Source organism: Azospirillum sp. UENF 211521, from assembly GCF_058780535.1.
Genome location: NZ_JBSNCF010000006.1, coordinates 112,076 through 138,048 on the forward strand (window position 1 = coordinate 112,076; position 25,973 = coordinate 138,048).

Annotated in this window: 18 protein-coding genes; 6 read left to right on the plus strand and 12 right to left on the minus strand. The window is 68.9% G+C overall.

Annotated features, from left to right (window positions below; all coding sequences use genetic code 11):
• Nucleotides 1-66 precede the first annotated feature (66 nt).
• Together ACWPN5_RS31600 and ACWPN5_RS31605 are read right to left on the minus strand one after the other, a co-directional pair.
• Nucleotides 67-1,572, minus strand: a complete 1,506-nt coding sequence (locus ACWPN5_RS31600; protein WP_145689738.1) for a tripartite tricarboxylate transporter permease — start codon at nt 1,570-1,572, stop codon at nt 67-69.
• Nucleotides 1,569-2,162 (minus strand): tripartite tricarboxylate transporter TctB family protein, encoded by a 594-nt coding sequence (locus ACWPN5_RS31605; RefSeq protein ID WP_145689736.1) that lies wholly within the window; start codon nt 2,160-2,162, stop codon nt 1,569-1,571. Before ACWPN5_RS31605 ends, ACWPN5_RS31600 begins: the two co-directional genes overlap by 4 nt.
• Before the next feature lie 957 nt (nt 2,163-3,119).
• On the opposite strand from ACWPN5_RS31605, the gene ACWPN5_RS31610 reads away from it, so the two are divergent.
• The 3 genes from ACWPN5_RS31610 to ACWPN5_RS31620 all read left to right on the plus strand — a co-directional run bounded on the left by ACWPN5_RS31610 (nt 3,120) and on the right by ACWPN5_RS31620 (nt 5,658).
• The gene (locus tag ACWPN5_RS31610) at nt 3,120-3,812 is read left to right on the plus strand and encodes a TVP38/TMEM64 family protein (protein ID WP_200479714.1); all 693 of its coding nucleotides are present in this window, start codon (nt 3,120-3,122) and stop codon (nt 3,810-3,812) included.
• A 49-nt stretch (nt 3,813-3,861) separates the two neighbouring features.
• On the plus strand, nt 3,862-5,067 hold the full coding sequence (locus ACWPN5_RS31615) for a glycosyltransferase family 4 protein (RefSeq protein WP_492299523.1): 1,206 nt from the start codon (nt 3,862-3,864) through the stop codon (nt 5,065-5,067).
• 300 nt (nt 5,068-5,367) lie between these two features.
• Complete coding sequence (locus tag ACWPN5_RS31620) at nt 5,368-5,658, plus strand: hypothetical protein (protein ID WP_145689731.1); 291 nt, start codon at nt 5,368-5,370, stop codon at nt 5,656-5,658.
• A gap of 77 nt (nt 5,659-5,735) precedes the next feature.
• Here ACWPN5_RS31620 and ACWPN5_RS31625 read toward each other — a convergent pair whose 3' ends face one another.
• The 3 genes from ACWPN5_RS31625 to ACWPN5_RS31635 form a co-directional block, all read right to left on the minus strand.
• Entirely contained in the window at nt 5,736-6,581 is an 846-nt protein-coding gene (locus ACWPN5_RS31625; RefSeq protein WP_492299524.1) for an amino acid kinase family protein, read from the minus strand.
• Between the two features lie 13 nt (nt 6,582-6,594).
• A complete protein-coding gene (locus ACWPN5_RS31630) occupies nt 6,595-7,407 on the minus strand; it encodes an amino acid kinase family protein (protein WP_145689727.1) in 813 nt (270 codons plus the stop codon).
• Between the two features lie 290 nt (nt 7,408-7,697).
• Complete coding sequence (locus ACWPN5_RS31635) at nt 7,698-11,033, minus strand: carbohydrate-binding domain-containing protein (protein ID WP_492299526.1); 3,336 nt, start codon at nt 11,031-11,033, stop codon at nt 7,698-7,700.
• Nucleotides 11,034-11,257: 224 nt separating this feature from the next.
• On the opposite strand from ACWPN5_RS31635, the gene ACWPN5_RS31640 reads away from it, so the two are divergent.
• Nucleotides 11,258-13,651: a glycosyltransferase gene (locus ACWPN5_RS31640; RefSeq protein ID WP_492299528.1), complete on the plus strand. Its 2,394-nt coding sequence runs from the start codon at nt 11,258-11,260 to the stop codon at nt 13,649-13,651.
• Between the two features lie 34 nt (nt 13,652-13,685).
• Here the strand turns inward: ACWPN5_RS31640 and ACWPN5_RS31645 are convergent, their stop codons facing one another.
• The 4 genes from ACWPN5_RS31645 to ACWPN5_RS31660 all read right to left on the minus strand — a co-directional run bounded on the left by ACWPN5_RS31645 (nt 13,686) and on the right by ACWPN5_RS31660 (nt 20,179).
• Nucleotides 13,686-15,419, minus strand: a complete 1,734-nt coding sequence (locus ACWPN5_RS31645; RefSeq protein ID WP_492299530.1) for a B12-binding domain-containing radical SAM protein — start codon at nt 15,417-15,419, stop codon at nt 13,686-13,688.
• Between the two features lie 63 nt (nt 15,420-15,482).
• Nucleotides 15,483-16,553, minus strand: coding sequence for an NAD-dependent epimerase/dehydratase family protein (locus ACWPN5_RS31650; RefSeq protein WP_492299532.1), 1,071 nt, complete (start codon nt 16,551-16,553; stop codon nt 15,483-15,485).
• 49 nt (nt 16,554-16,602) lie between these two features.
• Nucleotides 16,603-17,682, minus strand: coding sequence for an NAD-dependent epimerase/dehydratase family protein (locus ACWPN5_RS31655; RefSeq protein WP_145689717.1), 1,080 nt, complete (start codon nt 17,680-17,682; stop codon nt 16,603-16,605).
• A 100-nt stretch (nt 17,683-17,782) separates the two neighbouring features.
• A complete protein-coding gene (locus tag ACWPN5_RS31660) occupies nt 17,783-20,179 on the minus strand; it encodes a glycosyltransferase family protein (RefSeq protein WP_492299534.1) in 2,397 nt (798 codons plus the stop codon).
• Between the two features lie 255 nt (nt 20,180-20,434).
• Between ACWPN5_RS31660 and ACWPN5_RS31665 the strand changes: the two genes are divergently transcribed.
• A complete protein-coding gene (locus ACWPN5_RS31665) occupies nt 20,435-20,821 on the plus strand; it encodes a hypothetical protein (protein WP_145689712.1) in 387 nt (128 codons plus the stop codon).
• A complete protein-coding gene (locus ACWPN5_RS31670; protein ID WP_492299535.1) occupies nt 20,821-21,975 on the plus strand; it encodes a glycosyltransferase family protein in 1,155 nt (384 codons plus the stop codon). The genes ACWPN5_RS31665 and ACWPN5_RS31670 overlap by 1 nt, the downstream gene beginning before the upstream one ends.
• Before the next feature lie 7 nt (nt 21,976-21,982).
• Here the strand turns inward: ACWPN5_RS31670 and ACWPN5_RS31675 are convergent, their stop codons facing one another.
• From ACWPN5_RS31675 to ACWPN5_RS31685, 3 genes are read right to left on the minus strand one after another with little or no spacing between them, the layout of a single operon-like run.
• Nucleotides 21,983-22,738, minus strand: coding sequence for a phosphocholine cytidylyltransferase family protein (locus tag ACWPN5_RS31675; RefSeq protein WP_145689709.1), 756 nt, complete (start codon nt 22,736-22,738; stop codon nt 21,983-21,985).
• Nucleotides 22,735-23,337, minus strand: coding sequence for a gamma-glutamyl-gamma-aminobutyrate hydrolase family protein (locus ACWPN5_RS31680; protein WP_186466192.1), 603 nt, complete (start codon nt 23,335-23,337; stop codon nt 22,735-22,737). Before ACWPN5_RS31680 ends, ACWPN5_RS31675 begins: the two co-directional genes overlap by 4 nt.
• A 40-nt stretch (nt 23,338-23,377) precedes the next feature.
• A complete protein-coding gene (locus ACWPN5_RS31685; RefSeq protein WP_492299538.1) occupies nt 23,378-25,786 on the minus strand; it encodes a PEP/pyruvate-binding domain-containing protein in 2,409 nt (802 codons plus the stop codon).
• Nucleotides 25,787-25,973 lie beyond the last annotated feature (187 nt).

Consider the following 25,973-nt stretch of genomic DNA (forward strand, 5'->3'; position numbering starts at 1 on the left):
CTTTCACGGCGTGAAGGCCGCCCGCTTCCCGGAGGAGGGCGGGCGGGGAGAAAAAGACATTCGGACTCACTCGTCCTTGAAGGCTTCGTCGCGTCGCCGCCGTATCGCCGGCATCACCATCACGAGCAGCAGAAGAGCGGCGACGGCCAGCAGGCTGCCGCTGATCGGGCGGGTGGCGAAGACGGTGGGGTCGCCGCCCGACAGCAGCAGGGCGCGTCCGAGATTCTCCTCCAGCAGGGGGCCCAGCACGAAGCCCAGCATCAGCGGCGCCGGCTCGCAGTCCAGCTTGCGCAGGACGTAGCCCAGCACCCCGAACAGGGCCATCAGCAGCACGTTGAAGGCGCTGTTGTTCAGCGTGTAGGTGCCGATGCAGCAGAAGACCAGGATGGCCGGGAACAGATAGCCGTAGGGCACCCGCAGAAGCCGCACCCACAGCCCGATCATCGGCAGGTTCAGGATCACCAGGATCACGTTGCCGATCAGCATGCTGGCGATCATGCCCCAGAACAGCTCCGGCTGCTTGACCATGATCTGCGGCCCCGGCGTGATGCCGTGGATGGTCATGGCGCCGATCATCAGCGCCATGATGGCGTTGGGCGGGATGCCGAGGCTGAGCATCGGGATGAAGCAGGCCTGCGAGGCGGCGTTGTTGGCGGCCTCCGGTGCGGCCACCCCCTCGATGGCGCCCTGGCCGAAGCGCTCCGGGTGGCGGGACACCTTTTTTTCCAGCGAATAGGCGGCGAAGGAGCCGAGCGTGGCGCCGCCGCCGGGCAGGATGCCGAGAAGCGCGCCCATCACCGTGCCGCGCACCGTCGCCGGCCACGCCTGGCGGACATCCTCGCGTTTCGGCCACAGGCTGGCGATGGGGGCGGTGGTCCGCCCGACGCCGCCGGTCTGCTCCAGGCTGGCGATGATCTCGGCCAGCCCGAACAGGCCCATGGCGAGCGGAACGAAGTCGATGCCGTCGTAGAGCTGCGGCAGACCGAAGGTGAAGCGCGTGTCGCCGGAATTCACGTCGGTGCCGACCATGCTCAGCAGCAGGCCCAGCAGGATCATCGCGATGGCCTTCACCACCGATCCGTGGGCCAGCGTCACCGCCCCGATCAGGCCGAGCAGCATCAGCGACACGTATTCCGCCGGTCCGAAGGCGAGCGCCACCCCGGCCAGCGGCGGGCCGGCCACGGCGATCAGAAAGGTCGTGACGATGCCGGCGAACAGCGAGGCGAGCGCCGCCGTGGCGAGCGCCACCCCGGCCCGGCCCTGCCGCGCCATGGCGTGGCCGTCCAGGCAGGTGACCACCGACGAGGACTCGCCTGGCAGGTTCACCAGGATCGCCGTCGCCGATCCGCCATACTGCGAGCCGTAGAAGATGCCCGCCAGCATGATCAGCGCGCCGACCGGCGGCAGGTGGAAGGTCAGGGGCAGCAGCATCGCCACCGTCGCGGTCGGCCCCAGGCCGGGCAGGACGCCGATCAGCGTGCCGATCAGCGCCCCGCCGAAGCAGAGCAGCAGATTGTCCGGGGACAGCGAGACCGTCAGGCCGAGCAGCAGGTTGCCGATCAGGTCCGTCATGGCCATACCCCCAGGGGCCAGACCTGCAACGGCAGGCCCAGCCCCCAGACGAACAGGGCGACGCAGCCCGCCGCCAGGGCGCCGCCCAGCAACGCCAGCGGAACCGGGCGCAGCGGCTGTCCGGCCAGGTTGCCCACCCCCACCAGGATCAGCACCGCCGGCACCAGCCCCAGGGTTTCCACCGTCCCGGCGAAGGCGAGCACCGCCGCCGTCACCCCGAACAGCGGGCGCCAGCCCCAGGACGGCAGGGCGGCGCCGTGGGCCAGCAGGCTCCGGCCGGTCACCACGGCGCCGGCCAGCACCATCAGCGCTCCGATCATCCGCGGGAAAAAGCCCGACTGTACGTAGGCGAGCGTTCCGGTTGGCCAGTCGCGCCCCATCCACAGGGCGATCAGGCCGAAGGACGTGATCAGCAGGCCCGCAGCCAGGTCCTGCGAGGCCCGCCCCGGAATCCGGAGCGGCGTCCGCTCATCGGCCGCCGCGTTCCGGGATGCAGCCGGGGCGGTGCCGAACGGCGTGGCGGACGGGCCGCGGGGTGGGGTGGCCACGGACGAGGAGGGGCGGAGGTTTGGAAAGGGCAGGCTCGGCATGGGTCTTCCACGGCTTTCAATGGGCGGCTTTCGGAAGGGGGAATTCCGGCTGGGATGGACAGTCGGGCGAGGTTTGCAAGCATAAAGGTAAAATTTAACAGGAAACCCTTATTGATCGTTGTTCATTTATCCTATCCGGATTACTCAGAAGAGCAATAGCGCCGATCATACCCATCAAAATGACGCAACTGACGTCGCGCTTGCCGAAAATGGGTTGCTTTATTGATCGATAAGTCCCTTAACGGTTGATGAGTGTTTTCGAATGCACGGCGGACCGATGAGGCCGAGCGTGGCCTTTTCCCCTGTCTTGCCTTGCCGGCGGCCAGCCGTTGCCGTTGCCCCGGAGCGCGTTGCTCGACGCTGATCCGTTCCTGACGGTCCATGGCGAGGCGGTTGGGAAGGCCCGGCGGGCGGGGCATCGCCGCCGCGGCGTCGCTTGCCGCTGCGCAGCAAGGCGTCTTTTCTTCGACCAAGCGGGCTTTGGCCAAGCGGGAGCTTGGCTTTTGATCTTCATCAAAAAATGAGTATGTCTTCGGAATAGATGGCCTGTTTACGCGCTGTTAATCAAATCAGCCCATAAATGGCTTCACCAAGTTCTCTTGGTTTCCTCCCTCCCAGAACTAGGCTGCGCCTCACCGGCTGCAGCCTTTTCTTTTTCTGGACATTGTCATCCCAAGGTGGATGGAGGAAACCGCAAGGGGCGGCGTCTTTTCAGCGAAGGCCGCTCAGCGGGGGCTTGACCTTTGCTGCGATGCAGCATAGATTAAGTCCCGGATGCCCTTTGGGCGTTTCCTCCCTAGACTTGAAGGCCGCGCCTCCTGGCTGCGGCCTTTTTCTTGCCCCTGGCCTGCGGGCGCGCGCCCGGCGTCCGCGCGATCGTCTCTCGCGGCGCGGTAGCGCCCGTGATATGCAGGCCGGACCATAGAAGCCCCGTTCGTCGAACCGAAGGCCCGCATCATGGCCGAGCGCCGCCCGCCCTCCCTGTCCACCCTCCGCAACCTCGGGCGGGGGCTGCTCGTCCTGCTTCTGCTCGGTGGGGCCGGGGCTTGGTGGGCGTGGCATGGCGCCTTCGGGATGGACGCGCTTCAGGACGTCTTGCGCCACCACCCCGCGGCACCGGTGCTGTTCCTGCTTCTGCACATCCTGGCCAGCCTGCTGTTCTTCCCGCGCTCCGTCATGGCGATGGTCGCCGGGCTGGTCTTCGGCGTCTGGTGGGGCGGGGTGCTGGCGGCGGCGGGCAGCGTGATCGGCGCCTCCACCGGCTTTCTGCTGACCCGCTACGTCTGCGCCGGGCTGGTCCCCGCCCTGGATGGCGCGCGCTGGGGCGACGCCCTGCGCCGGCTGGAGACCGGCGGCTGGCGCGCCGTCGCCATGCTGCGGCTGGTTCCCGTGCTGCCGCACAGCGGGGTGAACTACGCGCTCGGGCTGACGCGGGTGCGGCTCGGCGCCTACGCCTTCGGGTCGCTGGTCGGGCAGTTGCCGATGACGGTCGCCTTCGTGCAGTTCGGTGCCGCGGGCGACCACGCCCTGGCCGGCAAGCCGGACTGGATCGCGCCGACCGTCATCGGGCTCAGCCTGCTCATCCTGTCGGTTCTGCTGCCCAAGGTCGGGCCGAAGCTGCGCGAGAAGTTCGGCGCCGGGCGCGCCTGACGGCCGGGTTTCACCAGAACGGTCCGGCGCGATCTCTTGCGGAGACACCATGAACATCGTCTTCATTCACCAGAACATGCCCGGCCAGTACAAGCATCTGGCTGCCCGTCTGGCCGCCGATCCGGTGAACCGCGTCGTCTTCATCACCAAGCGCACCGACCGGGACATTCCGAACGTCCGCCGGCTCTCCTACCAGCCCAGCCGCAAGCCGCGGGAGAACGCGCACCCCTATCTGGTGTCCACCGAGAACGCGGTGCTGCACGGCCAGGCCGCGGCCCGGCTGCTGATGGGCCTGCGCGAGGAGGGCTTCCGCCCCGATGTCATCGTCGGGCATCCTGGCTGGGGCGAGACGCTGTTCGTCAAGGACGTCTTCCCCAACACCCCCTACCTGAACTACTGCGAGTTCTTCTACCGCGCCCAGGGGCTGGACGTCGGCTTCGACCCGTCGGTCCCGGTCAACATGGACACGGTGCTGCGGCTGCGCATGCGCAGCACGCCGCTGCTGCTGGCCCTGGAGGCCTGCGACCGCGGCATTGCCCCGACCGCGTGGCAGCGCGACTCCCACCCGGCGGCGTTCCACCCGAAGATCGAGGTGATCCACGACGGGGTGGACACCGCACAGCTCCTTCCCGACCCGGGCATCCGAGTCACGCTGGGGAACGGGACGGTGCTGACGCGCGAGGACGAGGTGCTGACCTACGCCGTGCGCAACCTGGAGCCCTACCGGGGTTTCCCCAGCTTCATGCGCGCCCTGCCGCGCATCCTGGAGGCGCGGCCCAAGGCCCATGTGCTGATCGCCGGCGGCGACGAGGTCAGCTACGGCTCGGCGCCCCCTGGCGGGAAGAACTGGCGGGAAACCATGCTGGCCGAGGTGCCGCCGGACCCGGCGCGCGTCCATTTCCTGGGGCACCTTCCCTACGACCAGTACCTGTCGGTCCTGCGGCTGTCGCGGGCGCACATCTACCTGACCTATCCCTTCGTCCTCTCCTGGTCGATGGTGGAATCCATGGCGCTCGGCTGCGTGGTGATCGGCTCCGACACCGCCCCGGTGCGCGAGGTCATCCGTCACGGCGAGAACGGGCTGCTGGCCGATTTCTTCTCCCCCGAGGACATCGCCGCCAAGGCCATCGCGGTGCTGCAGGACCCTGGCGCCTTTGCCCCGCTGGCCCGCGCCGCGCGGGAGACGGCGGTCGAGCGGTTCGACCTGTCCCGTTGTTTGGAGCGCCAGATCGCGCTGATCCGCGCGATGGCCTGAGGACGGGCCTGAGGCGGAGAAACCACACTCCGTGCGGCAATATTTTCCGGGCGGCTGGGCAGAAGCCGCCGGCCATGGGGAGGATTTTGCCGGGTGACCGGCCCGGAAAGGCTTTTTTGCGCCCGCGAAACGCGGCACCCGCGCCGGGCGTGGCGGACGGACGGAATTCCCGTCATTGTTTTGATTTTGAGATAATTTCCAAACGAAGACATGGAATTGGCGTGGGCCCGCGCGGGGCGTGGCATGACCCTTGCGATGGTGGGGTTACCGATCCGGCGAACCCGAACACGAGTGCCTGCCATGTCCATGACCGCAGTCCAGCCGATGCCGGCTGCCTCGGCGACCGCCCTGGAGGCGGACGACGTTTCCAACATCCCGCGCCGCGGCGGTTTCGCTTGGGAAGCCGTGAAGACCCTGATCGCCGTCGCCGTCTTCGCCGCGATGCTGCTGCCCGTGGCCTTCCCGTCGAAGGCGAGCCCGCAGGGCCGGCTTCAGCAGGCCTCCTCGGAGGACATGGCGCCGCCCGCCGTGAAGGCCGTGGCGAAGGCCGACGCCCAGAAGGCCGTACGCAAGCCGGTGGCGAGCAACTGAGTTTCTGACGGCGTTTTCCCCACGACAAAGGCGTCCGGTGCCATCACCGGACGCCTTTGTCGTTCCTGCCGGACCGCTCAGAGCGGCCGGGCGCCGTTGCGGATGCCGGTGCGGATGATGGTGCCGACATGCTCGCCGCGCAGCGCGGCGGTCAGACGGCCCGGAACCAGCCCGTTGACGACCTGCACGCGCTCCAGATGGCGGGCGTTCGCCATCACCTCCAGCAGCGCGCCGTCCAGCGGCAGCGTGCCGCCCCGCTTGGCCAGTTCGGCGGCGGTGGTCTCGCGCAGCAGTTCCGCCGTTCCGCCCTCGGGGCCGTTCGGGTCGGTGGTGTGGATGCCGTCCACGTCCTCCACGATGGTCAGCCCGGCGGCGCCCAGGGCGTCGGCCAGCAGGAAGGCGCCGGTGTCGGCCCGGTGCTGCGGGATGCGCGAACCGGGGAACTCGTGGTGGTGGTAGGGCGGGAAGGCGCTGCCCACCACCGCGCGGGCGGCGGAGAGATGAACCGCGAGCTGGTTCGCGATGGTCCCGTGCTCGACATAGGACACGCCGTCCGGCGAGAGCAGGGCCGCCAGGATGTGGCCGTTCTGCCCGGCCTCGGTCGCGGCGAGCGGGGCGAGCGAGCCGACCGGCAGGCCGAGGTCCAGCCCGACGCTGTACAGATGGCGTGCGCGGATGCCGGCGCCGGTCAGGATCAGCAGCCGGTGCTCCGGCAGGACGCTGCGGATCTCCTCGACGATCGGCAGGATCGCCTCGTGGCCGCGGTCCATGATCGACCGCCCGCCGATCTTCACGACCTGCAGCCAGGGCAGCAGGCGGATCGGGCGGACGCCGGCGACCGGGGCGGTCAGGCTGCCGTCGAGCAGGGTCTGGCGGGCGAGCGGCGAGGCCACATGCTTGATGCTGTTGGTGATGTCAGACATGGGATGTGGTCCTTCAGCACGCGGTGATGATGGTGCCGACATGCTCGCCGGCGAGCGCACGGGTCAGGTTGCCGGGGACGAGGCCGTTGATGACCTGCACCTCGCGGACGTGGCGGGCGTTCTTCAGCAGGTCGAGCACCGGGAATTCCAGGATCGAATCCTGCAGCCCCTTCGCCTTCATCTCGTCCACCGAGATTTTCGGGATGAAGGTGGTGTTCTTGGAGGTCTTCGGGTTCCCGGTGTAGAGCCCGTTCTCGTCCTTCACGTAGATCATCGCCTTGCAGCCGAACTGCTCGGCCACCAGAAAGCAGCCGGCGTCGGTGCGGTAGGGCGGAATGACGCCCTCGGCGGCGGGGCGCATCCACAGCTTGTAGGGCGGCATGCCGCTGAAGACGACGGCGTTCACTTCGGCCAGGAATAACGGTACCGACGACAAGCCGGCGCCGTCCACCGCGGAGATGCCGTGCTTGGCGAGGAGCTGGCCGAGCATCGCCGCATTCTGGTCGGCGACCGAGCCGCCGAGTTGCGAGAGCAGGCCGGCCGGCAGGTTCAGCCCCGCCGCGATCGAGTAGATGTGGCGGGCGCGGGTGCCGGCGCCGGTCCCGATCAGCAGCTTGTGCTCCTTGCGGGCGGCGACGATCTCGTCGACCAGCGGGTAGACGGCGGCGCGGCCGCGGTCGATGACGCTCTGCCCGCCGATCTTGAGCACCGTCGCGTTCGGTAGGATGCGGAAGTCCGCCGCGGCGTCCGCCGCCGCCAGAAGCTGCGCGTCGGTCAGCGACCGCTGCATGAGGAGCGCTTCAAGCTCCGCTGTCGTGCTGGTCATGAGGGGCTGTTCCCTTTCGGTTCGAAGGCGTGCCGGTGCGTTTCCGCCCTGCCGATCCCGCAAAACGGCGTATCGGAGACTGACTTTTGTATTAAGCGTTGTCGGAACCGTGAGCCCTTCCCGCGGTCGCGTCAACCCGAAAAATGAAAAGATCGTTGTTTTTCATGGCGTTATGAAGGGCGCGGTGATAACGCCGATGCATCGCTCATAAATTCCTGATTCAGCGGTCCGTTCCGTCTGTCGAGGACCTGCGCGCGGGCCCGACTGCAGGGTCCGGCTATAGGATCCGGCTACAGGGTGATGAACGCGATGTAGGAATCATTGCCGGCCATGCCGGTGGTGACGGTCATCGCGCCCACCGACTTGCCGGTGAAGGTCATGCTGGCGTCGATGGTGCCGTTGCCGTCGATGTCGCAGCGGACCGTGGCGCCCTTGTAGCCCTCGGCACCGCCCATCTCCTCCCAGGTCAGCCGGGACTGGCCGGGCACGAAGCCCCAGAGGGTTGCCCACTCGCCGCGCTCCAGGTCGACGATGGTGGACCAGGTGACCTCGCCCCCGCGGCCATCCACGAAGAAGGTGTCGTGGCCCGGCCCGCCGATCAGCCAGTTGGAGCCCGATCCGCCGTCCAGCACGTCGTCGCCGGCGCCGCCCCAGGCCGCGTCGTTGCCGCCCATCAGATGAATGAAGTCGTTGCCGTCCGACCCGCCGACCACCTCGTCCTCGTCGGTGCCCAGGAAAGCCCATTGCAGGTTCGCCACCGGCCCCTCGTAGGCATAGGCGGCCACGGCCTGCTGCACCCCGCCGACGGTCCGGCTGAAGGGGACGAACGGCCGCTCCGGGGCGGCGTCGGGAAGCGGGGACGAGGCGGGCGGAGCGACCGGCGACGTCGGCAGCGCGCCGCCGTCAGGCTCGAGGACCGGCGGTGTGGCGGGGGTTCCGTTGTCGGGCACCGGCACCGGGGCGGGCGGCTGGTTGGTCTGGGGATCGGACGGGGGCAAGGGGGTGATGTCCCCGCCGCCCTCCTGCGGGGGCACCGTGCCGCCGCCGGAGACGATGCCCATCAGCGTCCAGGCGAGATCCTGGAGGCCGGCGGTGAGCGCCGGGGACAGCGGCAGCAGGCTGTAGTCGTGGTTGTAGGCGTCGGCGAACAGCGGGTCCCCGGTCCGGTCGTTCGTTCCGTAGGCGCCGACCTGATGCAGGAAGTTGGCGTCGATGGCGTTCTGCCCGGCCGACAGGATCGTCACGTAGCCGCCGAGCGGCGTCGTCCCCGACACGAGGTTGCCGGTGACCGTGTTGTTCGCCGGAATGCCCGCCGCGCCCGCCAGGGGCACCCATTCGATGCGGATGAAGCTTTCGCCGTTGGCGCCGAGCACGCTGACGTTGTTGGTGACGGTGTTGTCGTGCCCGCCATGGATCATGACGGCGGCCCAGGCGGTGTCGCGCAGGAAATTGCCTGTCACCGTCACGCCGCTGGTCAGGTCGTCCAGATAGATGCCGTAGCCCTTGTAGTCGCGCAGCCACTGGCCGGTGCTGGTGGTGGCGATGCCGCCGGTGTGCTCGACCCGGTTGCCCTCGATCCGCGTGCCGGTGTTCAGGTTCGACCGCCCGAGCAGCTCGATGCCGCCGGAATCCGCCGTCTCCAATCCCGTGTTGCGCACGCGGTTGTAGAGGATGGCGTTGTTCAGGCTGATGGTCGCGGTGTCCCAGTTCTTGACCGAGATGCCGTAGCGCGCGCTGCGGTCGATGTCGTTGTGGGAGATCACCGTGTCGCTGATCCCCGACGCCATGATGCCGCCGGCGTATTTGCGCACCTCGCCGATGTTCTGGATGCGGTTGCCGGTCACCGTGTTGCCGATCGACTGGCCGGTCAGCGCGATGCCGTTGATGCCGAGATGGTCCAGGTAATTGCCGCTGACCAGATTGCGGTCCGATCCCTGGGTCAGCCGGATGCCGGTGCCGACGTTCACGAAGCTGTTGCCGGCGATGGTGTTGACGTCGCCGTTGAGAACATCGAGCGCGTTGCCGTCCGTCGTCGTGTTGGCGAAGGTCAGCCCCTGCACGGTCACCCCGTTGGCGCCGTTCAGCCGCAGCAGCGTGCCGAGCCGGGCGACCTTCACCCCGGTTCCGGTGAAGTCCTCCCCCGCCTTGATGACCAGCCGCCCGTCCGAGGCGCGGTAGGCGAACTCCCCAACCTGGTCGACATGGGCGCTGTTGCCCAGCAGCTTGAAGGTCGAGCCGTCGCGCATGGTGAAGGGCGCGTCGGCGGTGAAGGTCAGGGTGCGCGTCACCGTGTCGATGCCGGCGACGGTCAGGATCGCGTCCTGGAGCCGCTCGGTGTCGAAGACCTGGACCCGGCTGCCCGGCACCAGATCGGCGGTCGTGACGTCGCCCGCCCGGTAGCGCAGCGCGTTCTTGCTGGCGCCATAGGCGCTCGCGTCGGCGACGAACCAGCCGGTGGTCGGGTCCTGCGGGTCGTAGGCGCCCTTGGAGGCCAGCCGGTAGCGCACGCCGTCGACGGTGACGTCCAGCCCCGGTGCCGCGGACAGGGGCGCCGACCAGACGCCGTTGCCCTCGTAGGTGAAGCCGGTGACCCGCTCGCCGCCGCTGAGGACCGCCTGCTCGCCCGGATAGCCGAGGATGCGGACCCCGCTGTCCGACGCGCCGAGGTTGAGCGTGCCCGCCAGATTGTAGGAGCCCTCGCGGACGTAGGTGGTCTTGACGGTGCCGGCGCGCATGGCCGCCTGCGCCCGCTCCAGGCTGGCGAAGGGGCCGTCGGTGCCCTCGGCGTTCGGTTCGGCCAGACGCCCGGACCAGCCGTCGTTGCCGGTCTTCGCCACGTAGAAGGCGTCGCCCTGCGGAGCCGGCGCGTCCGACGCGCCGCCCTGGAAGACCGGGGCGGCGACCGCCAGGGTGACGGAGCCGTCGTTGGACGGCGCGGGGGTGGCCAGGGTCTTGCCGTTCACCGTCACGGTGCCGAGGGTCAGGTCTCCCACCGGCAGGATCCGCACCGTGTGGGCAACGGACGGGTCGAGGGTCACGCCGAAGGTGAAGCGCCCGGCGGTGCCGGACGTGACCTCCGCCTCCCCGACCAGGGTGCCGTCCACCAGGACCTTGACGCGCACCGGCCCGGTGGCGGACGCGCCGCGCGCCGCCTCGACGGTGATGGGGATGGGCCGGGTGATCACCTCCTCCGGCTTGGGCGGGGGGCGGACCAGCGGACCGCCGAACATCTCCTCGCCCAGGCCGAAGGACAGAAGTCCGCCCCAATAGAGCCCGACCTGGCCGGGGACCACGTCCTTCCCGTCCACCACCCCCTTGTCGTAGGTGGCCCGCGCGTCGGTGGATTTGACCTCCTGCCCGTCGACGAGGATGGAGCCGACGAAGAGGTTGCGGTCCACCCCGTTCACCACCCCGTCGTTGTCGTACCAGATCGAAATCCGGTGGGCCTGGTCGGGATCGACCGTGGCGGTGAAGCGGTAAGGGGTGCTGGAGGTGGCGGCGACCCATGCTTCGCCGATCATCACGCCATCGACCAGCAGTCGGAAATGCGGCGCCTGGCCGGCGGACACGCCCCAGGCGTTCACGACGATCGGGATGTCGATGGTCCGTTGCGGGGACGTGGACATGCGGGATCCTGAAGCCTGCGGGCGGAGAAACCGCCCGTCCCGAGGGTTGCGGATTGCTCCCTCGCGCTCCAAAGCTGGCATACCACTATCGATTGGGTGTGTGACATTGGTCCCAGAATGGCCACAGCCAAGGCACTGGTCACAGCCCATGCGGGAAGGCTTGCCCAGGCTCGCGGAGCGGCGGTAGATAGCGGTTCCCCTCCCGCCTCCTGCACCGAGCCCCCATGACCCTGCCGCCGACCTTCGACGCGGATGCCCTCGCCCGCTACGCGGCGGCGGACGTCATCTTCCTGGCCCAGGACGGCTTCCGGCAGCCCTCCGCGCGGGTGCGCTGCTACAACTTTGCCAAGGCGCTGCGCCAGCAGGGGCTGCGGGCGGAGGTGCTGTCCTTCTTCGACCATCTGGGCGCCGCCGATCAGGCCGGCGCCCTGTCCACCATCCCCGAGGAGGAGAAGATCCGCCTGAACCTGGAGGCGCACCGGGTGCTGGCGACCAACCCGCGGGCAATCCTCTATGTCCAGAAGGTCGGCTATCACACGCTGGCGGCCGCCCTGGCGGCGGAGCGGGGCGGCAACCGGATCGTGCTCGACTACGACGACTACGAGCTGGACATGCAGCCCTTCCGCCGGCTGGAGCCCTGGTTCCCCAGCCTGCGCCCCGACCAGCTCTTCCACACGGTCGCCAACCGGGCCGGCGCCTGCGTGGCGGCCAGCCACCGGCTCCAGGCCCTCCTGGCGCCGCTGAATTCGAACACGCACCTGATCCACACGGTGGCCGACCAGGATCTGTTCACCGCCGACGGACGGGACGCGCCGCGCCGCCGCTTCGGGGACCGGGTGAACATCCTCTATTCCGGCGACTTCTGGGGCGACATCCCCATGAAGGACGTGCTGTTCGCGGTGGACGCCTTCGCGCTGGTCCCCCGCGCCGTGCGCGACCGCGCCTGTTTCCACATCATCGGCTTCGGGCGGGCCTGGGAGGAATTGAAGCGGCGCCTGAGGGAGCGCTTTCCGGACCTGCCCAACCTCGAACTGCACGAGTTCATCCCGCCGACCGAGATCCCCGCCGTGCTGCGGGAGATGGACATCGGCGTGCTGCCCTACTCGGCCAACGAGTTCAACGTCGCCAAGAGCCCGACCAAGATGTTCGAGTTCCTGCTGGCCAAGGTGGCGGTCTGCGCCACGCCGGTGGGCGAGGTGACGCACTGCCTGGAAAACGGCGTGTCCGGACTGCTGGCCGAGGGGATGGAGGGCTACTCCGCGGCGCTCGCCCGGCTGATCGGCGACGACGCCTTCCGCCGGGACGTCGCCGAGGCCGCGCATCGGGTGGCGATGGAGCGTTTCTCCCTCCAGGGCATCGCCCCCCGGCTGGCCGCCGTCGTCCGCGGCCTGCTGGAGCCGGAGCTACGGGCGGAGGCCCAGCCGGTGACGACGCTGGAGGATTTCCTGGCCGCCCGCCTCGCCCGGCCGGTCCCGCCGGCCCCGCGCGAGGTGCATCTGATGCGCCGCGACCTGGAAGCCCTGCTGGCCACCGAGAACCTGGAGACCGCCGACCCGCGCCGCTGGAGCGGGCCGCTGGTCGCCGCCCTCGACTGGCCCGGCCTGACCAGCGTGGAGCGGGTGGCGCCGGACCGCGTGGCCGCCCTGAAGACCGCGGCGGCGCGCCACCGCAACGCCGCCCGGCTGCGCCCGGAAATCCTCCTGCCGGCGCGGGAGCGGCCCCCCGGCCCTCCGGCGCTTGGCAAGCTCGCCGCGGCGGAGGATTGGGACGACCCGAATTGGCGGCCCTGGGCGGTGCGGGTGCGGACCAACGTCTCGACCTTCCAGGCCCTCTACATCGACGACGCCGACGCGGAGCGCCGCCGCGACGAGGACGCCCGCAACAACATCGACAATTTCTTCAAGCGCAGCCGCGGCACCTGGGAGCGCGCTCAGTTCCTCTACGGCCTCGACCGGCTGGGGCTGCTGGAGCGGAGCCCGCGCGCCCTGGTGCTGAGCGCCGAGGTGGACGGCTTCTACCTCATGCTGACCGAGTTGGCGCGGGCCGTCGGGGTGGTCGATGTCGGGCCAGGGGCGGCGGCCCATGCGGAGCGGGTGGGGCGCGGCGACCGCGACCCCTGGCTCGCCAAGCCGCGCCGCTTCCACCGCGACCGCATCGCGATCCATCACGGGATGCCCGGACGGGATCTGTTCGCCGACGCGCCGTGGGACGCCGTCGTCCTGCCGCAGAACACGCTGCCGCGTCTGGCGGAAGAGGGCAAGGCGGCGGAGGTGCTGGCCTGGATCGACCAACGTCTGGCGCCGGGTGGGGTTCTGGCCTTCTCGGCGGAGATCCGGCTGAATGGGCGTCCGGGCGTGCCGGGGCTCACCCCGCGTCAGGCCGAGGACCTGGGAGACGCCTTGTCGGACATCGGACTGGAACTGCCGGGGCCGGTGGACCTGTCGCTCAGCGACGCCACGCTCGACCGCTTCGTGACGACCGGCGTCCCGGGCTCCGCAAACCCGAACTTCGCCGCCCGCACCGGCGAGGCCCTGCACGTCACCGCCGTCTGGTTCGCCCGCAAGCAGGCCGCCACCCCGGATGGCGGGTGGGAGAGGCTGGCCGGGCTCCTGGCCTGACCGGCTTCTCCGTCTGGCTTCACTCCGCCGGGCCTTACTCGGCCAAGACAGGCGTGTCGTCGTAGAGATCGCGCAGGGCTGCGGCGGGAATTCCCAGCCGCGTCGCGTCCTGTCGCATCGCCGTACGGGAGGAGACGATGCGCGGCGTCAGGAAGACCGGCCCCGCGAAGCCGGGCAGGGTGGCGGGGGCCTCCACCGGAGCGCCGTCCAGCGACTGGCCGGCCAGCTTGCCGTCGAACAGCCGCACGCGGCCCTCCGTGATGAGCGGCTTCAGCGCCGGCACCTGCCCCAGCGTCTCGAAGAAGTCGGTGCCGATGCCCCACAAGGCCACCGGCCCGTCGGCCGCCGCTTCGGTCACCGCGGCACCCAGCGCACGCCATTGGCGGATGAGGTAGTCGGAGCTGCTCTTGGCCTTGTCGGCCCCGATGGCGAGGTCGCCTTCGGACAGGCGACGCATCTTCTCGCCGCCGTCCGGCACGTAAAGATACTGCTCGTCGAGCGCCGCCCCGGCGTAGCGGTCGAGATGGCCTTTCTCCCGCAGGGTGGACATCGGCGTGCCCTCGATCTCGCCGCAGCCCGTCTCCTGGAAGGTGTCGAGCGGCAGGCTGGCGATGTAGGCCTTGGTGTCCTGCATCTGCTCGCGCGTTTCGCCCGGCAGGCCGTAGGTGAAGGTGCCGTGCACCGTCATGCCCAGACGCTTGATCTCATGCACCGCGGCGCGCGCGGTCTCAAGGTTCAGGCGCTTGTTGACGATGTTGTCGTTGACCCACTGGTTGCCGCTCTCAAAGCCCAGCTTGACGCCGAAGCAGCCGCTGTCGCGCATGGCCTGCCACGTCTCCAGCTTGATGGTGTCGGCGCGGCACATGGCCGACCAGGGCAGGCCGATGCGGGTCATCACTTCGCAGATCCCCAGGACGTGCTTGTCGCCGAGGTTGAAGGTGTCGTCGTCGAAATAGATGGACCGGTAGCCGTAGCGCCCGACCAGATCGCGCAGCATCCCTTCCACATAGTCCGGCTCGTAGAAGCGGACCGAGCGTTTGCCGGTGCCGTCCGGGTCGTTGCCGGTCATGGTCGCCGGCCAGACGCAGAAGATGCACTTGTAGGGGCAGCCGCGGCTGGCCCAGACCTGGAGCTGTGGCGCCTTCTGCCCGGCGGGGTTCACGTCCCAATAGCGATGGGCGATGACCTCGTCGAAGTAGGGATAGGGCGCGGCGTTCATCTCCGCCACCGTCAGCAGTTCGTGGGGAAGAACACCCGACGCGCCGTTCAGCACGCGCACGCTGCCCTTCTCGTACTCGCCCTGGATGACGGCGTGGATGGGGAACTGCTCCATCACCGCCTCGCCCTTGGCGGACATGGCGCCGGTCAGCACGATCTTGGTGTCGGGCAGGATCTCCTTGACGCGCCGCACGATGGTCTGGTCGTGGTCCCAGCAGGGCGTCGCCGTCTCGATGAAGATGTACTCGTACCGCTCTTCCCGCAGATGCTGGAAATAGCTGTCGTAGGATTCGCGCAGCGCGACGGAATCGCGGAAGACGACCTTCGCCCCGGTGGCCTTGGCGGCGTAGGTCGCGGCGTAGCCCATGAAGAAGGGATAGGGCAGATACTCCCCGAACACGAAGTTGCCGGGCGCGGAGTGTGCCTGGTTGGTGTGCGGCCACCGTGAACCGGCGCGCACGCCGCTGAACCAGGCGGAGGCCGGGGCGTCGTCGCCGGCGAACTCGAACCGCTTGACCCACCAGGGCGGATTGCTGAACAGGACCTTCATCGCGCTTCCTTCCACCGCTCCCCGCGGATCGTCATTCTCGGGCCAACCGTCACTGGCCAGCCGTCACGGGCGGGCAAACCGGTCGGTCATTTCGGCATGCATCTCGGCCAGGATACCGTCGATATCGCGGGTCAGCGACCAGTCCGGATAATGCTCCTGGAAACGCCGGATGTCGCTGATCCACCAGATGTGATCGCCGATCCGGTTGGTTTCGTCGTAGCTCCAGGCCATCGGGCGGCCGGTCAGCTGCTCGGCCTTGGTGATGGCCTCCGCCATCGAGCAGTTGGAATGGCGCCCGCCGCCGATGTTGTAGACCTCGGCACTGCGCGGCTTCTGGAAGACATGCCAGAAAGCGTTCACCAGATCGAAGGAATGGATGTTGTCGCGCACCTGCTTGCCCTTGTAGCCGAACACCCGGTAGGGCGTGCCGGTGACCGCGCATTTCACCAGATAGGCCAGGAAGCCGTGGAGCTGGGCGCCGGAATGGCCCGGCCCGGTCAGGCAGCCGCCGCGGAAGCAGGCGGTCTTCATGCCGAAATAGCGCCCGTATTCCTGCACCATCACGTCCGCGGCGACCTTGGAGGCGCCGAACAGGCTGTGCTTGGTCTGGTCGATGCTCATCGCCTCCGGAATGCCATGGGCGGCCCAGGGGTGGGACGGGTCCAGCTCCCAGCGGCTCTCCAGTTCCACCAGCGGCAGGGCGTTGGGCGTGTCGCCGTAGACCTTGTTGGTCGAGGTGAAGATGAAGGGCGCGTCCGGGCAATGGCGCCGCGCGGCCTCCAGCAGGTTCAGCGTGCCGTTGGCGTTGACCGAGAAGTCGGTGAAGGGCTCCCGCGCCGCCCAGTCGTGCGACGGCTGGGCCGCCGTGTGGATCACCAGCGCGATGGATGCTCCGTAGCGCGCGAACAGCGCGTCGATGGCGCCCTGGTCGCGGATGTCCGCGGTGACGTGCGTGTAGGACGGGTGACGCTTCTCCAGCCGCTCCCGGCTCCAAGCCGTGCTCGCCTCGTCGCCGAAGAAGTAGCGGCGCATGTCGTTGTCCACCCCGACGACGTCGAACCCCTTCTCCGCGAAGAAGCCGACGGCTTCGGCGCCGATCAGGCCGGCGGACCCAGTGACGATGACGACGGACATGAGGGAATTCTCCTCGGGGAAAGTGGAGCGGAGGACCGCCAAGCGCCGTCTATAACAGAATCGGTTCCAGGATGCGCCGGTTGGCGTCCAGCCAGCCGAACAGCTCGTCCATGATGACGCCGGGTGTCTGTCGTGGGCGCCAGCCGGTCGCTTGCGTGACGTCCGCGTTGTCGGTCACGTACCAGGGGATGTCGGCGGCGCGGGTTTCCGGGCTGGCGGCGATGGGAATGCTTCGGCCCGCCCGCTCCGCGCAGAGCGCGGTCAGCTCGGCCAGCGAGACGCTCACCTCCGGCCCGCCGCCCACGTTGAAGACGCGGCCCTTGAACCGGTCCATGCCGGCCACCTGCACCGTCAGCAGGTCGTACAGGTCGGTGACGTGCAGCATGTCGCGCACCTGCAGCCCCTTCCCGCCGAAGCCGCTGTAGGACAGGGTGCCGCCATACAGATGCCGGGCCGCCCACAGCACGACGACGCCCTGGTCCACCTTGCCCATCTGCCAGGGGCCGGTCAGCACACCGCAGCGGTTGATGACGGCGCGCAGGCCGTACATGGCGCCGTATTCCTCGATCATCAGTTCCGACGCCAGCTTGGTGGCGCCGTAGATGGAGCGGCTGCCCGGCATCGGGAAGTCGGTCGCGATGCCCGCCGCCGACCAGCCCGGCCCGGCGGCGCCGTCCGGCAGGACCAGCCGCGTGGCGCCGCGCTCCAATGGCAGCCGGCGCAGCGGGTCGATGGGATAGACGCGGCTGGTGGACAGGAACACCATGTCGGCGCCGTGGCGCCGCGCCGCTTCCAGACAGTTCACCGTGCCGACGAGGTTGGTGTTGATGACGTAAGCCGGGCTGCCGTCATAGCCGGCGTGCACCGACGGTTCGGCGGAGCATTCCAGCAGCAGGTCGAAAGCGCCGAGTTCCTCCAGATCCTCCGGGTTGCGCACGTCGCCGTGAGCGAAGCGCACGCCGCCCGCGCGCAGGCGTTCCAGGGCCAGTTCGGAACCGCGCCGGCGCAGGTTGTCGAAGACGACGACCTCGGCTTCGGGCTGGTCGCGCTTGAACAGAAGGGCAAGGTTGGAGCCGACGAATCCCGCCCCGCCGGTGACGACGATCCTGCAGGGGCGTGTGGCGTTCATGATGGGGCGTTGTCCAGATATCTTGCGGCGGAATGGGTCGATGATCGAAGGGGGGCGGTTAACAAAGCCTCAAATCCTGCACCCCGCCGAGGCTTTCGCATCAGTCCCTCAGCGCCGCGGCCAGCCGTGTCCAGCCGCCGGGCACCGTGGGACCCGTCTTACGGCAGAACCAGACCACGGACGCATGGAGGGTGTCGCCGGTCAGCGCCACCAGATGCGGATTCTCCGCGCCGGGCGCTCCGGTCCGCACCAGCCGGTCGAGCGTCGCGTCGCTCAACGATGAATCGAAGCCGCCCAGCAGTTCGAAGCCTGTGTGCCGTTCGAACAGGGCCGCGAGTCCGTCGCCGGCCAGTTCGGGGCCGAGGCCCGCCACATCCGGACCACCGTCGAGGCGCAGCCGGCCCATGATGGCCAGAACGCCGCCGTCCGCCAGCCGCTCGTCCGCCCAGGCGAGCACATTGCCGGCCGCCGGATCGAAAATCGCGTCCTGGAGCAGGAGAACCGCGTCCCAGAGCCGTTCTCCGGTGGCTTCGGGATGGGCACCGGGCGGGCCGTGGTGGACGGCGATCCGGTCGCGGTGAAACAGACGGGGCTTCAGCAGCCAAGTGTCCATCTCGCCCGCCGCCGCGCGCTCCGCCCGCGCTGCGGCATCGGCACCGATGTCCAGCACGTCCACATGGGCGGCCCATTCCGTCAGGGCGAGATAGAAGCCGTCGACGGCGGTGCTGACGGCCAGCATCCGGGCCGTCCCGTCGAGCAGCCCCAGCCGGTCCAGCCCGTACAGCATATGCACGCGCTCCCAGGTTCCCCGGCTGCGCTTGAAGTAGCTGTAGACGTGGTTGAGCAGCTCGTCGTCCCGCAGCGCCTCGAAATCGGGAATGTTGTCGGCGGCGGTGACATGGAAGGTGCCGCAGTTCGTCTTGAAGCGCTGTGCCCAGGCGAACCAGACCGGGTCCTCCCAGTCCTCCGACGCGGCCAGCTTGCCAAGGCACGGCGGCCCGTCCGGCCGTTCCGTCGCGGCGATGCGCAGACGCGGGCGCAGGCGGCGGGCGTTGCGGTGGCGGAGCGCCGCCTCGCGGATGCGGGCCAGCGTCTCTTCAGGCACGCCTTCGCTCCGTGCGGCGCCCGGCCAATCCAGCAGGGCGAGCAGCGGCGCCGACCAGCGGCGCGGATCGACGGTGGCGAGGTCGGGAGCCGCGGCCGCAGCCTTCAGATCGCCGCGGGCGAGCGCCACCTCGCGCGAGGGCATCGCCAGCCGGCGGCCGAGGGCCTGCCGCATGAAGGCTTCGAGAGGCACGCCCGCCGGGCCGGCGGATGCGTCCGGCGCCATGGCCTGCCGGATGATGGCGGTCAGCCGGTCGCCGACGGCGTCCAGTGTGTAGTCGGCGAGCGCCCGTTCATAGGCGGCTTCGGCCACGGCCCGGCGTTTGCCGTCGTCGCCGATCAGAGTTGCCAACCGGTCGGAGAAATCCTCCAGCCCCTCGCCGAGCAGAATGGACGCGCCGTCCTCCAGGCAATGGACCGCCTCGCCGACCGGCGTGGCGCAGATCGCCACCTTGGTCAGCATGTACTCGAACATCTTGGTCGGGCTTTTCGAGGCGTTGAACGCGTTGTCGGCGTAAGGCAGGACGCCGATGTCCATCTCGTTGAGCACCGCACCGAACTCGCCCGGCGGGATGTGCTCGTGGAAGACCAGATTGTCCATCTCCGGGTGGCGCTGCCGCAGGCGGCGCTTCAATTCCTCCCAGGCGCGGCCGAAGCCGATGATGTGGAAGCGGGCCTTGCGACGGATGCGGCTCGGGACCAGGGCGAAGGCATCGACGCCGAAGACGATGTCCTTCATGGGGATGTCGCCCCACACGTCGCCGCACCACAGGATGTTCACGCAATCGCCGAAGCGTCGGCGCGGTTCGCCGCGGCGGTCGGGATTGAAGAGGTCGCGGTCCGCCACCGTGTGGACGAGGTGCGTGTTCGGATTGAACGGGGCGAGCAGGTCGAGGATGCGCCGGCTGGATGCCACGCAGGCCTGGGCCCGTTCGGCGAAGCGGGCGAGGAACTCCTCGGGCTTCAGCGACGGCAGCCAGGGCTCGATCCGGCGGAAGGGCTGGCTGCCCAGATCGTAATCGTCGTAGTCGAGCACGATCCGGTTGCCGTTGCAGCCCGCCGCCATCAGACAGGACACCGCGTGGTAGCCGGCCTTCTGCACGTAGAGCAGCGCCCGCGGGTTGTGCGACAGGATCTCGAAGGCAGTCAGATTCAGGCGGAGTTTCTCCTCCTCCGGCAGATTGGCCGCCAGCCCGCCTTGCTCGGTCGCGCCGAGATGATCGAAAAAGGACAGCACCTCCGCGCGCAGTCCGCGCTGGTTGACCAGCTTCGCGAAGCTGTAGGCGCGCACACGGGCGGGAGCGAGCTTGAAGCCGTCCTGAGCGACAAAAACGACGTCGGCGGCGTCGATGCGGGCGAGCCAGTCGGGATCGAGGAGAGGCTCTGACACCATGATGTCCGCTCGGGGGAAAGACAATCGAGGGAAGCGACCTTGGAGCAGCCCTTCACGGTGGGTCAAGGCCTTATCGGTGACGCGGCCTGGGCCGCGCTTCACCGGCTGCGGCGCGCCGGGTTCACGGGCGTGGAGGACGCGCCGCATGCGCGGGCCAGGCCGGGCGAATTGTGTCCTCCTCGCGGTCCGTTTCGCATATCGTTTCCCCGATCCCGCCCGCTTCCGGGCTTCCAGTGCGCCACTTCCAGGGTGTTCATGGCCGTTCCGTTCGTCATCGCCTCCGATCTGCCCCGGGATGCGCGCGTCTATGTCTACGGTTCGGGTGCCGGCGGGCAGGCCTTGGCGCGCTATCTGATCCGTTCGGGTCTGGATGTGGCCGGATACGTCGACTCGTTCCGCGAGGGCCGCGTGGACGGGCTGCCCATGCATCGCTTCGACCGGTACCTCGCGATGCGCCGGGCGGGGGATGCGCTGCTCATCGGCTCCACTTTCGTCGGCGAGATCGAGCGCCATCTGGTGGCGCACGGCATCACGGACGCTTTGGATGGCTCGCTCCTGGCGATGGCCCTGCTGGAGCAGAGCCGTATGGCGTCGCGCCTTGTGGACGGACGTGTCCGCCTGACCGTGCCGGAGGCCGGGTGATGGCCCGCCCTTCGCGCATCGCCTTGTTCGCTCCGGCCTCGCCCCTGTACGTCAACGTGCTGATGGGCCTGCGGGCCGGCTTTGCCGAACTTGGGGTGGACGCGCACGCCGGCTGGCCGCTGCCGGACGGGCGCCTGCTCACCGCTTTCCTCGGCAATTTCCGCCCCGACGCGATTCTGGAAATCAACCGCTGCCGCGACCAGATCACCGGCTGCGACGTGCCGTGCCGCCATCTCGCCTGGATGCAGGATTTCCAGTATGACGGGCAGTGGCTGCTCGACCGGTTCGGCGGCAGCGACCTTTTCTACTTCATGCTGCCGCCGGACATTTACGGGATCGATCCGGCCACGCTGCCCGCTTGGCGGTATCTGTGGCCGGGCGTGAACCCGGACATTCATCGGCCGAAGCCCACGGAACCGCTCTGGGATCTCTCGCTGATCGGGCACATGTACCCGCCGCCGCCCGAGGCGGTGATGCAGGCCGCCGTCGAGGTCGATGGGCAAGTGGTGGGAACCTTCGCCGCATTCGCCGACGCCTTCCTCGCGTCGTCCATCGGCTATGCCGACATCCGTCTGGGCGCGGTCCACGGATTTCTGGTGGACGAGTGCGCGCGCCGCGGCGTGACGCTGTCCCCGAAGGCGCTGGATGCAAACGCGCTGTTCCTCTTCGACGAGGTCCTGTTGCGCATCAAGGACCGTCGCGCCGTGGCCGACGCCATGCTGCGCGTCTCCTCCAACGTCCGTTTCTTCGGCAACCTCGGCTGGATCCTGTGGCCGGATTATGCCCGCCGGTATGGCGGAGAACTGGTCGATCCGCACGATCTTGCCGCCGCCTACCGGTCGTCGCGGCTGACCGTCAACAATTCGGCGTGGCCGCTGCATTTCCGCACGCTCGACGCCATGGGCTGCGGGTCGGCGGTCATGATCAACCGGGTCCGCCGTCCGGACGTCGACGAGCATTTCCACACCGACTTCCAGCCCGGCACGCACTATGTCGACTACGACGCCACCGACTTCGGGGACGCGGCGGCCCGCGCCCTGCGCGACGACGCGGCCCGGATGCGCATGGGCGCCGCCGCGGCGGAGGTGATCGCGCGCAAGCATTTGTGGCGCCACCGGGCCGAACAGATCCTGGCGGACCTGGACGCGTTGTAGCGGCGGTTCAGCGTCCGACGATGCCGCCGGCGGGGCTGAAGATCCGCTCGGCCACGGTGAGGTCGCTCGGCTGATCGACTTCGCACCAGGGATCGGCGATGGGGACCGCCTGGATCTCCACCCCGCGGGACAGCAGGCGGGACAGCAGGCCGGTCATGTCGAGCCGGTCGGCCTCCGCCGCCGGAAGTCCGCCCAGATAATCCGTCACCGTCCGCCAGCCGGCCGGCGTCAGGCGGAGCAGGCCCATGTATTGGCCTTCGACCTCCGCGAGGGACTTCGGGCGGGCGCCGATCTCGACCAGCCGTCCGCGCGCGTCGACCCGGAACGTCTCCGCGTCGTCCAGCGGGTCGGCGAAACGACGGCTCCACAGCGACAGCCAGTTCGGGTCGTAGGTGATGGCGATGTCGCCCGGCGCTGCCATCAGCCTGCGGACGCTGCCGGGGCTGTAGACGATGTCGGTGTAGCTGACGACGCAGGGAGCGGCGGCAAGCCAGTCGTCCGCGCAGGCCAGCGAGGCGACCATGTTGGTCTGCTGCCAGCGGTCGTTGGTGAAGAAGCGCGACACCGGCAGTTCCTGCCGGTCCCAGAAATCGGCGAGATAGCCGCGAACCACCGCGATCTCTCCGATCCCGGCGGCCGTCAGCGCCTCGATCTGCCACCGCACCAGAGGACGCCCGTGCAGGGAGACGTAGCATTTGGGGTGGGTGTCGGTGGCGGTGCCAAGGCGCGAACCCCGGCCGGCGGCGAGAAGGATGGCTTTCATGGCAGGGCCAGCAGGTTGCGGAACAGGGCGATGTCCCGTGGATCGAAGGGCAGGGTCCGCTCCGGATGCCACATAACGGCGGCCAGGGGAAGCGTGGGGTGGCGCATTGCTTCGATCAGGCCGTCGGCGCTGCGGGCCTCCACGATCCAGGGTCCGGGGGCCCTGGGCAAGCCGTAGCGATGGAAGCTGTTGACCGTGCGCCCGCCCCAGCGTCCCTCGATCGGGTGCGGCGTGCCGATGTGCCCCGTGGCCTCGGCGAACACGCCACCGAAGGCGCAGGCCAGGGATTGGAAGCCCCGGCACACGCCGGCCAGAGGAAAGGCGCCGCCACTGGCCCGGCGGATCAGCTCCTGTTCGACGGCGTCGCGTTCCGGCGCCGTGCCCCCCAGCGCCCCCGGATCGCCGCCGCCGGTGAGAATGACCCCGGACAATCCTTCCGCCAGGGCTTCCACCGTCTCCAGATGGTTCGGCAGCGGCAGGGCCACCGCCCCAAGCGCCTGGACGAAGCGCACCCAGTTCTGGTCGAGCTGGTCGCGCCGCTCGTTCCAGTCCGCCACCTCCTCGACCCTCTGGGTCAAGCCGATCACCGGCAGGGGCATGCGCGTTCCTTTGTCGGTTGGGGCTGTGCGCATCAGCGGCTCACATCAGGATCGTCACCTGCCGTCCGGCGCCGTCGATCTGCAGCCGGCGGGCCCGCGACCAGGATTGGTAATAGGCTTCGCCGCACCCGATCACCGCTGGCAGACCAAGCTCCTGCGCCCGGATCGCCATGTGGGAGTTGATGCCGCCATACTTCGTGATGAAGCCGGCGATGCCGCAGGTGAACAGCCAGTCGTAACCGGGGTCGGCGGCGGGGATCAGGACGATGCGGTCCCGCAGCGCCGCGTGCCCGGCGTCCGCCAGGGCGACGGGGGCTGAAACGCGCTTCTGGGTGACGAAGTTGGGCGCGGTCGTTGGCAGATGGAAGCTCCATGCGTCGCCCGGCTCGGTGACGAGAGGGGGCAGCACGATTGTGTTCGTGCGGGCATGGCGCTCGCGGCCTTCCGCGATGGAGCGCGCCAGCAGGCCGTGTGCCTCGTCTGCCCCGCCGGCCAAGCGGGCAACCGTCCCGATGTCGGCGAAGGACAGCGCCTCGCGGTCGAAGCCCAGCCCGGCCCCCCACTCCGCGAACAGCTCCATGGCGTCGCTGAGGTTGGCGGTGAAGATGAACTTGGCGTATTCCCGCCCCTCGATCGCCGCCTTGAGGAAATCGAACAGGCCCAGCAGGGAGTCGTCCAACCCGTGCTGCTTCATCAGCCCTTCGATCCGCCGGAACTGCTCCAGGCTGAGGCAGAAGGTTTCGGCCGGTTGCGGCTGCGGTTTGTCCTGGTTCGACCAATCGAAATACAGATCCGGCGCGGCGTCGTAGCGGGGCGACGTGATGTCGTAGGTGCCCGGTCGCAGATGCCCGTAGCGATCCAGGAAGGCGGGTTTCGACAGCCGCTGGAAGTCGCGTCCCATCTCGCTCGACACGGTTTCCAGCGAACGCATGAACTGGCTGCGCTCGGCCTCCGAGAAGACCCCGATATCGACCAGCGAGCGCAGGAGCTGGACCGCGATGAAGCCGGCCCGCGCCAGCCCGGCGAAGGGCAGAGTGCCGTAGCGTTTGCAGTCTTCCAGCAGCCAATAGATCTTGTGCAGGCTGTCGAGGTTGCTGTCCAGGATCGTGCGGCGCCGCGTGGCCAGTATGTCCAGCTTCGCCCGGTCCTGCCGCCACAAGCCCTGCCCATGATGGATGATCCGGTGGGTGAGGCGGCGAAGGCTGTCGGACAGCGTGCCGATCTCCGTCTCGGTGAAGCCGGAGGACGCCAGCCGTTCCAGCCGTTCCGGAAGATCGAAGGTGTAGCAGCTGAACACGATGTCGAACTCGACCTTGTCATGGCAGGCCGGGTGTTCGATGAGGGTGGTGAGGTAATGGTCGGTCAGCCGCTCCGCCAGTTCGTCCGGCAGGTCCTTGGGCAGGAAGGAGTTGAAGCTGACCCGCACGTCGATGAACGGCACGCCCTGGAAGCTCTGCAGCAGGGGGAAGCTGCGCAGGTTGCGGTAACCGTAATTGTCGCGCTGATAGGCCCAGATGGCGTCGGTCACCATCTCCTTGTAGAGCGACAGGGCGAGCGGCCTTGGCCGGACACCGATGATCTCGGCGGGGTTCCAGTCCGGCATCACCCCGTAAACCGTGCGTTGGCCGAACAGGAAGGGATGGCGTGTCTGGCCGGCGGTCACCTTGGCGGCGATCCGCTCGACCCAGGCGGCGTGTTCGGCGGGGTTCGGCCGAGGGACCCGCAGGACGAGGGGACGGACTTGGAGCAGCACCACCGATCCGTCGCCCTGAACGGCGAATTCGACGTCCAGCGGCAGGCCGGAGAACAGGTTGCCGAGTTCCTGCAGCAGGGCCGCAACTCCCGACAGGGCGGCGGGCGGACACGGAGCCGCGTGGTGGATGTAGCAGGTGCGCAACCCTTCGCCGTCGCCGCTCGTTACGGCGTCGGTGCGCTGACCCTCGCTGTAGTTGACGACGTGATAGGGACCGCCGCCGTTGGGGTCGCAGGTGAAGGCCACCCCGGCCATGACCACGTCCTCGACCATCGGCTGTACGAAGAACTCATGGAGGCCGGGGGCTTCGGCCATCGAGCAGGCGACGTCCGCGCAAGCCTCGGCAAGATCTTCGGGGCGAACCTGGAGCCGGGTGGTGAACGCACCGGCCATGGAGCCGTCGGCGGCGTCCTCCTGTGCGGCGGATGATCGGACGGCCATGAGGGACCAGCCCTTGGCCTTGAGGACGGCCAGGATTCGTCCGGGCTCGCGCAGCCATTCCGTCAGCGGCACGATCTCCAAGGGTGGGATCTTGGCGCTTTGCAGCTGGCCGGCCAAGGCTGCCAGCGTGCCCGCCTTGGACCGCGCCAGCCAGGGGGAACGGCTGGGCTCGTTGGAGCCGCTTCCATCGGTCCGATCCCGATGGATCGGGCCGTGATGTCTGGCTTTCGCTGCGGTCGTGGTCAGGTCTGGCATTGGGACGTCCGGTGATGCGAGGCGTGGGGGCTCCATCCCTGTGTCCGGGGCAGCAAGGCACGTGTGGCGATCGCCTGCGGCATGGTGGGGCGCTGGGCATGTCCGAACGCCGGCAGGATGTCGTCGAGGAGCCAGTCACCCATGGATCTGCCGTGTCCAGCATGGCGCGCACGGGCTTTTACCATGA